Below are 11552 nucleotides of genomic sequence, written 5' to 3'. Positions count from 1 at the left end.
CCGGTCTCCAGGTGCCCGGTGATCTCCCGGGTCACCTCGGAGCCGGCCGGGGCCGCGCCCTCCGCGGCCCTGGCGGGCCCGGCGAAGACCAGCGGTGCCAGGGTGAGTGCCCCGACCGCACCGAGCGCGGCCCCGCCGCGCAGCACCGCGCGGCGGCCGACCACCCCCTCGGCCGGCTGCTCGGGGGTGTGCTGCCCGCAAAGCCCTGGCTGGCACATACGGCGACTCCTGGGGGCGACGGGAGGGCGGGACGGATGCCGCCACGGTCCCGGCCGCGGACGAACGAAGCATGATGCCGCCGGGTGACCTCGGCATCCGAAGGACGACGACACATCCCGCGGAGACCGGCCGCGGCCCTCCGGGTCACAGCCGGACGGCGCCCCGGCGGAGCCGTACGAACGAGTCGGTCCCCGGCCGACGACACCGTCGCGATGACCGGGCCGGGTGCCGGCTCGCCCGCCCGGCGGATGCCTGGGGGAGGGGCCCGCACGCTGTCGGGTCGTCGGGGCGACCGCGCGGCGGCCCGCGGGGAGGCGTGCGCCCGGGTAATGACGGCTCCGGTGGCGGGCCGTCAGCGGACCGGGGAGTCCGAGGGCGGCAGCGGGTGGGTGCCCACCGGCCCGGACCGGGCACCCGGATGCGTCCGCGGCCTGCCGGGCAGCGGACGCCGTACGGCCAGCAGGGCGGCGTCGTCGTCGAGGGCTCCGCCGGTGTGCGCGGCGAGATCGTTCAGGATGTGGGAGATCAGCCGCCTGAGGGAGTGGTGGTCGCAGCGGTGGGGCAGCCGGTCCGCCAGGGGGTAGAACACCCCGTCCCGCCCCCGGGCCTCCACGACCCCGTCGGTGTAGAGCAGCAGGGTCTCCCCGGGTGCGAAGGGGAAGACCTCCGTCCGGCGCGGGTAGGGCCACAGCTGGGCCAGCCCCAGGGGCGGCGCGGGATCCGACACCTCCAGCGCCAGGTGGTCGTGCGGGCGCAGCAGCAGCGGCGGCGGATGCCCGCAGTTGAGCAGCCGGACGCAGCCGCCGCCGTGGGGCACCTCGGCGAGCAGCGCGGTGGCGAAGCGTTCGCCGGAGTCCCGGTCGGGAAGCGTGGCGCTGTAGCGCACCATGCTGGCTTCCAGGCGGCGGGCGATGCACCGCAGATCGGGTTCGTCGTGCGCGGCCTCCCGGAAGCAACCGGTCACCGCGGCGGCGACGCCGACGGCGGACAGTCCCTTGCCCCTGACGTCACCGATCAGCAGCCGGACCCCGTGCGCGGTGTCGACGGCCTCGTAGAAGTCCCCACCGATCCGGGCGTGGGCCGCGGCGGCCAGATAGAGCGTCTCGATCTCGACCTCGCCGACGCGGCCGGGCACCGGGCGCAGCAGCACCTGCTGCGCCACGTCGGCGACGGAGCGCACCTGGACCAGCGTCCGCTCGCGCTGCAGGCGGACATGGCCGGCGTACGCGGCCGCGCCGGTCACGGCGGTGATGGCCGCGGCGGTGAACAGCGGCCCGGGGTCGGCGAAGGCGACCGCCAGCCCGAGGACAGTCAGGAGGCAGACCAGCCCCAGGACGACCGTGCCGGCCACGGACCACATGGAGGAGGCGAGGGCGGGCGCCGCGGGGAGCAGGCGGCTGACGGCGAACTCCCGGGGGGTGGCGAAGGCCAGAACGGCGATCAGCACCGTGAGGATGACGGGCGACAGCAGGGCAGCTTCATGGGGGCGACGGAGGAGGCGTCGGCGTCGTATCCGCCATGAGCTGGTCACATCGGCGAGCATATCGTGACCTAAGGGATATGTAGTACGTATGCCCTCCATTCGGGCAGGGGCCTGCGGCGCGCCGCTCGGCGACTGGGGGCTGGGGGTCTGCGGACTACGGGCCGGCGCGCAGCCGGGCCAGGCGACCGCGGCCGGTGGGTCGCACACCCGGACGGAGCGCTCCGGCCGCGGGGGTCACCCGGGCCGGGCCGGGCCGGGCCGAATCGCAGGCGGAATCCACCGGTCCGGTCGGCGCCATTCCCGGGAACACCCCGACGGCTTCCCGAAGGGTGCGGTCCCACCGTCAAAAGATCCACCGCAAACATCCCGGCCGATGGCCGGAAATAGACGGCCCGCCATGCACCGGAAGTGTTTCCCGGGCAATACCTGGACGCCCTTGACCGCCTGTCATATCCATGATTGGCTCACCTGCGGGCGGAGCGGCCGCACGCAGATCCGGGGCCGGCGGCCCCGGTGAACGGAGGCCCGATTCCGGGAGGTGCCCCGGTGAACGCCCACCGCCGGCCGCTGCACGCACCGGCAGGGCCGGAACCGTGCGAACCGACTCTGGAAAAGGAAGTACATTGGCCAGTGCTTTCACCTACGAAGAGGCTTTCGACCGGAATCTCGGCCTGCTCGACGCCGACGACGTCGCACGGGTCAGGGCGGCACGGATCGGCATAGCCGGACTGGGCGGCTGCGGCAGCAATCATCTGCTCACCCTGGCCAGGATGGGCTTCGAGCGGTTCTCCGTCGCCGACCCCGACACCTTCGAGCAGGCGAACCTCAACCGCCAGGCCGGCGCCACGGTGAGCGCACTGGGCCGGCCCAAGGTCGATGTGATGACCCGCATGGTGCACGACATCAATCCGGCGGCGGAGATCACGGTCTTTCGCGAGGGCATCTCCGAGAACTCGGTGAAGGACTTCGTCGACGGAACCGATGTCGGCATCAATGCCATCGACTTCTTCAGGGCCGACCTGTATCCGCTCTTCCATGACACCTACCATCTCCAGGACAAGCACTCGGTGGTGGGCGCATCGCCGTTCGGATTCGGCGCCGCGATGACGGTGATCGGCCCCGGCAGTCCGTCCTTCTCCGAATTCTTCGGCGTCGCGGAGGGCGACGGTACCGAAGAGGTCCTGCTGAAGTTCGTGGACCGCATGACTCCGCAGAAGTTCACCCGGCAATATCTGGAACCGCAGGTGAACGCGATCAAATCCCCGCTGCGCGACACCCGCATCTCGTCGTCGGCTGCGGCCCTGCAGCTGTGCGCGGCCATGACCGCGGCCGAGGTGCTGTTCATCGTCACGGGACGGCGGAAGCCGTCGCTGGCCCCGCGCGTCCTGCAGTTCGACCTGCTGCTGCAGTCGCTCTCCGGGGCCGAGGGCGGCCAGCACCAGGCCCCCTGACCCCGCCGGCGCGTCTGTCCCGGGCAGCGCCCGGGACTCGCCCGTCCGCCGTGCTCGCCGAGCAGCCGCCTGAGCCTGAGTGAGAGCCGCCGGGCCCGGCTGCGGCACGCCGTCCACCAACGCGACCCGGCCGCGGCGGCTTCCTATGATGGCCGCCGTGGGCCGGCGCCACCGTGGGCGGCGCCCGTCCGCGTCCGAGAAGGACCACCGACGACGGGATGGATGCCATGCCTCTCGAGGGCGAGTACGAGCCGAGTCCGGAGCAGTGGGTCCGCGACCAGGTCGAGCTGTACGAGGGTTCCGGGGGCACCGAGGGAACGACCCTGCGGGGTCTTCCCGTCGTCATCCTGACGACCCGCGGTGCCCGGAGCGGCAGGATCCGCAAGTCCCCCGTGATGCGGGTGGAGCACGAGGGCAGCTATGCCGTCGTCGCCTCGCTGGGCGGCGCGCCCAGGCACCCGCTCTGGTACCACAACATCGTGGCCGATCCGCGGGTGGAACTCCAGGACGGACCGGTGCGCCAGGACATGACGGCGCGTGAGGTCACCGGCGACGAGAAGGCCCTGTGGTGGAGCCGCGCCGTCGAGGCCTTTCCCGACTACGCCGACTACCAGAAGCGGACGGACCGGCAGATCCCGGTCTTCGTGCTGCAGCCGGCGTCCACGGAGCACTGACCGGGCGGCGACACCTGGGCCGCCGGACCCTGGCGGGGTCCGGCGGCCCACGGGCCGGCGTCACGGGATCACGGGGTCAGGGGGTGACGGCGATGTTGGTCAGCCCGGCCACCGCGTTGGTCACCGTGTTGGAGGCGTAGACCGTGTTGAGGTTCCCTGCGCACTTGGACGTCGAGGTCACATCCACGGCGTAGCTGCCCACCCCGCCCAGGTCCGAGGTGTTGCCGCGCCAGCTGTTGCCGCAGCCGTTCGGGAACGACGGCGTCGTGGCCGGGTTGTGCGTCTCGTATCCATTGGCGAAGGTGCCGGGCGGCGCGAAGGTGCCGGTGTTGTCCTCGACGAGGTAGCCGATGCCCTTGACGTCGATCCAGGAATCCGCCGAGTTCTGCCCCGAGATGCCGCGGCCGTCGAAGGTGTTGCCGCGGATCACCCCGTCGAAGGTTCCCTCCTTGACGTCGATCTCCTCGGCCGCGACATAGGGGCCGATCCGGTTGTCCTCGACCAGTACCCGGTCGGAGCGGTCCGCGCCGCCGGAGTTGCCGTAGCAGGCCCAGTTGGAGCCCGCCGAGCCGATGTAGACGCCCTCCCCGTAGCCCGGCTGGACCTGGCCGGTGTACTCCACGACCGAGTTGCGGATGACACCGTCCGAGGAGGAGCTGCGGAAGTGCACCCCCTCGTCCTCGATGTCGTGCACATAGAGCCCGTCGAGGGTGGCGTGGGGTGAGTTGTCCAGCACCACGCCCTTCTTGGAGTCCTGGACGGTGAAGCCGGTGAGGTTCCAGTAGGGGGCGCCGAACAGCCACAGGCCGTACCCGGAGTCCCAGCCGGCGGTTGGTACCGAACAGGACGGCCCGCTGCCCGAGGGGCCGTCGTTCACCAGGACCGCGGTGCGCGGGCCGGTGAGCGTGATGGGCTGGGCCGCGGTGCCCGGGCGCTGCGCCACGAAGGACCCGTGGTACTCGCCGGGTGCCAGCTGGATGGTCACACCCGGGACCGCGTCCGCCAGGGCGGCGGACAACTGGGCGGCGGTGGAGACGTTGACGACCGGGCCCGGTGTCCCGGACGCGGTCGGGCTGGGCGTCGGCGTGGGGGTCGGTGTGGGCGTGGGCGTCGGCGTAGGAGTGGGCGAACCCGGGGACGTAGCACCGGTGCACGGCACGCCGTTGACGGTGCAGTTGTAGGGCAGGCCGATGCCGCTTGCGTTGAACCCGAAGCCGTCGTGCTGCCCGGGCGCGACGGCGCCGTTGTAGCTCGCGCTGGTGAAGACGTAGTGCTGCCCGCTCTGCGTCCTGGTCGACGACCAGGAGTTGGAGACGGTGGTCCCGGCCGGGAGGTCGAAGGCCACGGTCCACCCGGTCGAGGGAGCGTCGCCGAGGTTGCTGATCGTGACGTCCGCGCCGTATCCGCTGCTCCATACGGAGCTCTGCACGATCTGCGCGGTGAGCACCGCCCCGGCGGCATGGGCCGGCAACGCCACCAGGGCGGCTGCGACCGCCGTGGCCGCGGCCGCGAGGACGCCGATGACTGGTCTGCGCATGACACTCCTGCGGTCGTCGCTCTGCCTGCCGGACACGGGGGCGCACCAGGGGTGCGATGTTCCGCAGGCCATGGTGCTGACGTCATGTCAGCCGGTCAATATCCCGCTCGCGATCCGCCGGCCCCCGCCGGAATTGCGGGGGAAAGATCCACACCCGGCGCCCGGCCCGCCCGCACGGGGGACACCGGGCGCCCGTACGGCGCAAGCCGCGGCCGCCCCGTACGGCACCGCCGTACGGGGCGGCCAGGCCCGGCGCGGGACCCGCCGCCGGGCCGGGCAGCCCGGCCCGTTGCCGGCCTCGCACGACGGGGCGGCCGGAGCTCCCGCGGGCTCCCGGACGGTCCGCTGCGACCGGATGCCCGGGCGCGCCGCCCCGCCGCAGGGCATCTTGACGCCCCGCGGCGGGGCGCCCTAGCCTCGGGCTGTCACTGCAGTAAGCGCTTTCTATGTGCCGCTCCCCCGGGCGGCGAAGGAGATCCCGGATGGCCCGCAGGACAATCAGCGTGATCATGAACGGTGTGACCGGCCGGATGGGCTACCGGCAGCACCTGGTGCGGTCGATCCTGGCCATCCGCGAGCAGGGCGGCGTGGACCTCGGCGACGGTGACGCGCTCTGGCCGGAACCGGTCCTGGTGGGCCGCGACGAGGCCCGGGTCAGGGCCGTCGCCGAGCGCCACGGCCTGGAACGCTGGACCACCTCCCTCGCCGAGGCCCTCGCGGACCCGCAGGCCGAGGTCTACTTCGACGCCCAGGTCACCCAGGCGCGCGAGAAGGCGCTGCGCGCCGCCATCGAGGCCGGCAAGCACGTCTACACCGAGAAGCCCACCGCCGAGTCGCTGGACGCGGCCCTGGGCCTGGCCAGGCTGGCCCGCGAAGCAGGGGTGTGCAACGGGGCGGTGCAGGACAAGCTGTTCCTGCCCGGGCTGCTGAAGCTCCGGCGCCTGGTAGAGAGCGGTTTCTTCGGACGCATCCTCTCGGTCCGCGGGGAGTTCGGCTACTGGGTCTTCGAGGGCGACTGGCAGCAGGCCCAGCGCCCGTCCTGGAACTACCGCGCGGAGGACGGCGGCGGCGTGGTCCTCGACATGTTCCCGCACTGGCGCTACGTCCTGGACCATCTCATCGCCCCCGTCCGCTCGGTCTACGCGCACGCCGTCACACACATCCCCGAGCGGGTGGACGAGCAGGGCCGCACCTACCCGGCCACCGCCGACGACGCCGCCTACGGCATCTTCGAGCTCGAGGGCGGCATCGTCGCCCAGATCAACTCCTCCTGGGCGGTACGGGTGGACCGCGACGAACTGGTGGAGTTCCAGGTCGACGGCACCGAGGGCAGCGCCGTGGCGGGGCTGCGCAACTGCCGCTTCCAGCACCGGGCGGGTACCCCCAGGCCCGTGTGGAACCCGGACCTGCCTGCCACCGAGGTCTTCCGCGAGCAGTGGCAGGCGGTCCCCGACAACACCGACTTCGGCAACGGCTTCAAGACCCAGTGGGAACTGTTCCTGCGCCATGTCGCCACCGGGTCCGACTACCACTGGGACCTTCTTGAGGGTGCCAAGGGCGTGCAGCTGGCCGAACTCGGCCTGCGCTCCGCCCGCGAGGGCCGCCGGCTGGACGTGCCGGAGCTGGAGATCTGATGCCCACCCTGCAGCTGCCCGACGGCCCCTACCGGCTCCGCACCCCGGAGCCGCTCCCGCGCCCGAGCCGCCCCGCGACCGGCCGCATCGCCTTCGCCGCCGCACATGTGGTCGCCGACCCGCTCGGCGGCAACGCCCCCGGCGCACCGGCCGCCCTCGACTGGGAGGCGACCCTGGCCTTCCGTCACCACCTCTGGTCACTGGGCCTCGGCGTGGCCGACGCCATGGACACCGCCCAGCGCGGTACGGGCCTGGACTGGGCCGCGACCCGCGAGCTGATCACCCGTACCGGGGCCGAGGCCCGCGCCACCGGCGGCCGGCTCGCCTGCGGCGCCGGCACCGACCAGCTCACCGCGCCCGCCCGCAGCCTCGCGGAGATCACGGCGGCCTACGAGGAGCAGCTCGCCGTGGTCGAGGCCGCCGGTGCCCAGCCCGTACTGATGGCCAGCCGGGCGCTGGCCGCCCTCGCCCGCGGCCCCGAGGACTACCACGAGGTCTACGGCCGCCTGATCGCCCAGGCCCGGCGGCCGGTGATCCTGCACTGGCTGGGCGAGATGTTCGATCCCGCACTGGCGGGCTACTGGGGGTGCGCGCACCCCGACCGGGCAGCCGAGGCCGTGCTGGCGCTGATCAAGGAGCACAGCTCCGGGGTCGACGGCATCAAGGTCTCGCTGCTGGACGCCGACCGGGAGGTCGCACTGCGCCGCGCCCTGCCCGAGGGCGTCCGGCTGTACACCGGGGACGACTTCCACTACCCGCAGCTGATCCGCGGCGACGCACACGGCCACAGCGACGCGCTGCTCGGAGTCTTCGACCCCCTCGCGGCCACGGCCGCGGCCGCCCTCCAGGCCCTGGACGCGGACGACCCGGAGCGCTACGAGGCCCTGCTGGCGCCGACCGTACCGCTGGCCAGGCACCTCTTCTCGGCACCCACCTTCCGCTACAAGACCGGGGTGGTCTTCCTCGCCTACCTGGCCGGACACCAGAACCACTTCACCATGGTGGCCGGGGCCCAGAGCGCCCGGTCGGTCACCCATCTGATCGAGCTCTTCCGGCTCGCCGACGCGGCCGGGGTCCTCCCCGACCCCGAGGTCGCTGCCGAGCGGATGCGGCGCTTCCTGAGCCTCGCGGGGATGACGGCATGAAGGGTACGGAGCGCCTGTCGCTCAACCAGATCACCACCAGGGGCTGGAGCCTGGAGGAGGCGGTACGAGGCTGCGCCGAGGCGGGGATCCCCGCGGTCGGCCTGTGGCGGGACAAGGTGGCCGAGATCGGCACCGCCCGCGCGGCCGCACTGGTCCGCGGTGCGGGCCTGGCCGTCAGCAGCCTGTGCCGCGGCGGTTTCCTCACGGCCCGGGACGAGCAGGGCGTCCGCGCGGCGGTCGAGGACAACCGGCGGGCCCTGGAGGAGGCCGCCGAGCTGGGCACCGACACCCTGGTCATGGTGGTCGGCGGGCTGCCCGGGGGGAGCCGCGACCTGGTCGGGGCCCGGGCCAGGGTCGCCGAGCGGCTGGCCGGACTCGCCCCCTACGCGGGCGAGCTGGGGGTGCGGCTGGCCATCGAGCCGCTGCACCCGATGTTCTGCGCCGACCGGGCGGTGGTCTCCACGCTGGGACAGGCCCTGGACCTCGCCGAGCAGCACCCCGCCGACCAGGTGGGCGTCGTGGTGGACAGCTACCACGTGTGGTGGGATCCGCAGCTGGCGCAGCAGATCGCCCGTGCGGGCGGGCGGATCGCCGCGTACCAGGTCTGCGACTGGACGCTGCCGCTGCCCGCCGACGCCCTGCTGGGACGGGGGCATGTGGGCGACGGGTGCATCGACTTCCGCTCGCTGGGCGCGATGGTCGCCGGCGCCGGCTACACCGGTTGGATCGAGGTGGAGATCTTCAACCAGGCGGTCTGGGACACGCCGGGTGAGCAGACCCTGCGGACCATGGTGGAACGCCATCGCGCCCATGTGCCGGAGGACTGAGGGCTCGGGCCCCCCTCCATCCTGCCCCCGCCGCCGGGAGTCTCCCGCCTCCGGCGGCGGGCCCGGAGCGCTCAGTCGTCCCCCTGGGGCAGCTCCGACGCATGGTCGGGGACGTAGTTCTGCAGGTCGCGCGGCGGCCGCCGGTAGCTGGAGGCCTCGGGCCGCGGGGGCAGGTCCAGCAGGGGAGGGGGGATCTCCCGGTACGGGACCGTGGAGAGCAGATGGGCGATCATGTTGATCCGGGCCCTGCGCTTGTCGTCGCTCTCCACCACGTACCAGGGCGACTCCGGGGTGTCCGTCCGGGCCAGCATCTCGTCCTTCGCCCGCGAGTACTCCTCCCACCTGGTGATGGACTCCAGGTCCATCGGCGAGAGCTTCCAGCGGCGCATCGGGTCCTCCAGCCGGCTGCGGAACCGCTGGTCCTGGACGGAGTCGCTGACGGAGAACCAGTACTTGCGCAGCAGGATGCCGTCCTCGACCAGCATCCGCTCGAAGTCCGGGCACTGCCGCAGGAAGCGCCAGTACTCGTCCTTGGTGCAGAAGCCCATGACCCGCTCGACCCCGGCGCGATTGTACCAGGAGCGGTCCATCAGCACGATCTCCCCGGCGGCCGGCAGATGCGCGGTGTAGCGCTGGAAGTACCACTGGGTGCGTTCCCGCTCCGTGGGGGCGGGGAGGGCGACGATCCTGGCGACGCGGGGGTTGAGGTACTCGGTGACCCGCTTGATGGTGGAACCCTTCCCTGCCGCGTCCCGGCCCTCGAAGACCACCACCACCCGGACGCCCTCGGCGCGCACCCACTCCTGCAGCTTCACCAGCTCCCCCTGCAGCCGGAAGAGCTCGCGCTCGTACACCGCCCGCGACAGCCGCCCCTCGGGCCTCTTCGTCATCCCGCACCTCCTTGCCCCGAGGCTGCTTCGCGCCCTACGCTACGCGGCGCCCGGCGCGCACGCGCCACGGCCGGGGAGCCCGGCGGACCGTCCGGGCCCGGGCCCCGCCGCGGGTCGACCCGCCGCGAGCGCACCGCGGCCGCTGGGCCTGCCCGGCGGCGTACGCGGGCAGGGGCCCGGTGGGACGGCGCACCCGCCGTCGTCACCGTGTGATGATGTCCGACCGTGGAAGCTGCTGCTGTGAACACCTCCGCCGATGACGGCTCACCAGGACGGGCAGGCTACCGGCGGTCGGCGGGGTCGCCGCGCGGTGAGGCCAGGCGCCGGGAACTGCTGGCGCGGGTCACCGACGACCTGGCGGCCAACGGGCTCGTGGACTTCTCGTTGCGGCGGGCCGCGCGGGCGGCCGGAACCACCCACAAGGTGCTGCTCTACCACTTCGACGGCGTCGCCGACCTGCTCGGGCAGGCGGTCGCGGAGCTGCGCGGGAGGCGTATCGGCAATGCGCTGACGTCCGTGGCCGAGCGGTCGGCCGGCCGGTCGCTCGCGGACGGGGTGCGGGCCGTATGGCTCGCCCTGGTGGAGGAGGAGACGCAGCTGCGGCGGACGCTGGACCAGGTCATCGGCCTGTCGATGTACGACCCCGACCGCTACGGCGCGCTCAGCCGGGAGGCCTCTCGGCAGTATCTGCCCGTGCTGCTGTCCGTCTGCCCGGCGGACTGGTCAGAGCAGCGCAGACACCAGGTCGCGGAGATGGTCCTGGCGACCCTTCGCGGTTTTCTGGTGGAGCTGTCGACCAGCAGGGACGACTCGGGGGTGGCGGCGGGGTTCGAGGCGCTGGTGCGGGCGCTGGAGCGGGAGGAGGCCGCGGGTCGCTGACCGGTGACCCGCCGGACCCGGTGGTGGCGGAATGCCGTGGACTGCTTGCGAACCACGTGGTTCACTTGCCATGGGATGAATCCGGTCCACTGGGGAGGACGGTGCGCGCATGTCCGTGCAACGGGAGACGATTCGATTCATCAGCGACGGGACCGAGTGCGCCGCCTGGCACTGTCCGGGGACGAACGGCGCCTGCGTGATCATGGCCGGGGGCACGGCGATCGCCAGGGGACCGGCGACCCATGCCTTCGCCGAGCGGTTCCACGACGCGGGGTTCTCCGTCCTCGCCTTCGACTACCGCCGTATCGGCGAGAGCGGCGGGCTGCCGCGCCAGGTCGTACGCACCGGGGACGAGGTGGCCGACTGGCAGGCCGCGATCGCCTGCGCCCGCGGCCTGCCCGAAGTGGACCCGACCAGGGTGGCGCTCTGGAGCTTCTCCCTGGGCGGCGGCCATGTGATCCGGGCCGCCGCGCGGACGCCGGGACTGGCGGCGGTGATCGCCCAGACCCCGCTCGCCGACGGCCCGGCCGCCGGCCGCAACGCGATGCGCCACCAGACCCCGTGGGCCATGCTGCGCCTGACCCTCCGGGGTGTCGCCGACGCCGTCGGCGGCCTCCTCGGCCGCCCGCCGCTGCTGGTGCCGCTGGTCGGCCCGCCCGGCACCGTGGCGGCCCTGTGCTCACCGGACGTCCTGATCACCCCGCACCCCCTGGACCCCGCGGGCAGCTACCCCGAGTGGCAGCAGGAGGTCGCCGCCCGGTCCGCCCTCGGCGTCATCGGCTACCGGCCCGGCCGGGACGCGTCCCGGGTGCG

11 protein-coding genes are annotated in these 11552 nt (G+C 73.1%); 7 read left to right on the top strand and 4 right to left on the bottom strand.

Annotated features, from left to right (window positions below; translation table 11 throughout):
- Positions 1–218 (bottom strand): hypothetical protein (locus tag AOK09_RS29315; RefSeq protein ID WP_055590264.1); only part of this gene is annotated, 218 nt, incomplete at its 3' end.
- A 353-nt stretch (positions 219–571) separates the two neighbouring features.
- Positions 572–1750 carry a PP2C family protein-serine/threonine phosphatase gene (locus AOK09_RS29310; RefSeq protein WP_245687530.1) on the bottom strand — a complete coding sequence of 393 codons (1179 nt, stop codon included), beginning with the start codon at positions 1748–1750 and terminating at the stop codon, positions 572–574.
- A gap of 575 nt (positions 1751–2325) precedes the next feature.
- Between AOK09_RS29310 and AOK09_RS29305 the strand changes: the two genes are divergently transcribed.
- Positions 2326–3153, top strand: a complete 828-nt coding sequence (locus tag AOK09_RS29305; protein ID WP_055590263.1) for a ThiF family adenylyltransferase — start codon at positions 2326–2328, stop codon at positions 3151–3153.
- Between the two features lie 227 nt (positions 3154–3380).
- Positions 3381–3827 (top strand): nitroreductase family deazaflavin-dependent oxidoreductase, encoded by a 447-nt coding sequence (locus tag AOK09_RS29300; protein ID WP_055590265.1) that lies wholly within the window; start codon positions 3381–3383, stop codon positions 3825–3827.
- Between the two features lie 76 nt (positions 3828–3903).
- Here AOK09_RS29300 and AOK09_RS29295 read toward each other — a convergent pair whose 3' ends face one another.
- Entirely contained in the window at positions 3904–5364 is a 1461-nt protein-coding gene (locus AOK09_RS29295) for a cellulose binding domain-containing protein (protein WP_055590262.1), read from the bottom strand.
- 482 nt (positions 5365–5846) lie between these two features.
- Between AOK09_RS29295 and AOK09_RS29290 the strand changes: the two genes are divergently transcribed.
- The 3 genes from AOK09_RS29290 to AOK09_RS29280 are packed head-to-tail and all read left to right on the top strand — an operon-like array spanning position 5847 to position 8970.
- Positions 5847–6998, top strand: a complete 1152-nt coding sequence (locus AOK09_RS29290; protein ID WP_055590261.1) for a Gfo/Idh/MocA family protein — start codon at positions 5847–5849, stop codon at positions 6996–6998.
- A complete protein-coding gene (locus tag AOK09_RS29285) occupies positions 6998–8143 on the top strand; it encodes a dihydrodipicolinate synthase family protein (RefSeq protein WP_055590260.1) in 1146 nt (381 codons plus the stop codon). Before AOK09_RS29290 ends, AOK09_RS29285 begins: the two co-directional genes overlap by 1 nt.
- The gene (locus AOK09_RS29280; protein ID WP_055590259.1) at positions 8140–8970 is read left to right on the top strand and encodes a sugar phosphate isomerase/epimerase family protein; all 831 of its coding nucleotides are present in this window, start codon (positions 8140–8142) and stop codon (positions 8968–8970) included. The genes AOK09_RS29285 and AOK09_RS29280 overlap by 4 nt, the downstream gene beginning before the upstream one ends.
- 71 nt (positions 8971–9041) lie before the next feature.
- On the opposite strand, the gene ppk2 is transcribed toward AOK09_RS29280, so the two are convergent.
- Entirely contained in the window at positions 9042–9860 is an 819-nt protein-coding gene (gene ppk2 / locus AOK09_RS29275) for a polyphosphate kinase 2 (protein ID WP_055590258.1), read from the bottom strand.
- Positions 9861–10085: 225 nt separating this feature from the next.
- On the opposite strand from ppk2, the gene AOK09_RS29270 reads away from it, so the two are divergent.
- Positions 10086–10739, top strand: coding sequence for a TetR/AcrR family transcriptional regulator (locus AOK09_RS29270; RefSeq protein WP_245687529.1), 654 nt, complete (start codon positions 10086–10088; stop codon positions 10737–10739).
- 109 nt (positions 10740–10848) lie between these two features.
- The coding region (locus AOK09_RS29265) for an alpha/beta hydrolase (protein WP_055590256.1) at positions 10849–11552 on the top strand (704 nt) is incomplete at its 3' end.

The organism is Peterkaempfera griseoplana (assembly GCF_001418575.1).
GTDB lineage: Bacteria > Actinomycetota > Actinomycetes > Streptomycetales > Streptomycetaceae > Peterkaempfera > Peterkaempfera griseoplana.
The sequence above is the reverse complement of the archived record's forward strand: the minus strand, read 5'-3'. Positions and strand labels throughout refer to the sequence as shown.

Bases quoted from the DNA above. Each gene is read 5' to 3' on its own strand.
- AOK09_RS29300 (WP_055590265.1), top strand. From the start codon at position 3,381: ATGCCTCTCGAGGGCGAGTACGAGCCGAGTCCGGAGCAGTGGGTCCGC.
- AOK09_RS29295 (WP_055590262.1), bottom strand. From the start codon at position 5,364: ATGCGCAGACCAGTCATCGGCGTCCTCGCGGCCGCGGCCACGGCGGTC.
- AOK09_RS29290 (WP_055590261.1), top strand. From the start codon at position 5,847: ATGGCCCGCAGGACAATCAGCGTGATCATGAACGGTGTGACCGGCCGG.
- AOK09_RS29285 (WP_055590260.1), top strand. From the start codon at position 6,998: ATGCCCACCCTGCAGCTGCCCGACGGCCCCTACCGGCTCCGCACCCCG.
- AOK09_RS29280 (WP_055590259.1), top strand. From the start codon at position 8,140: ATGAAGGGTACGGAGCGCCTGTCGCTCAACCAGATCACCACCAGGGGC.
- ppk2 (WP_055590258.1), bottom strand. From the start codon at position 9,860: ATGACGAAGAGGCCCGAGGGGCGGCTGTCGCGGGCGGTGTACGAGCGC.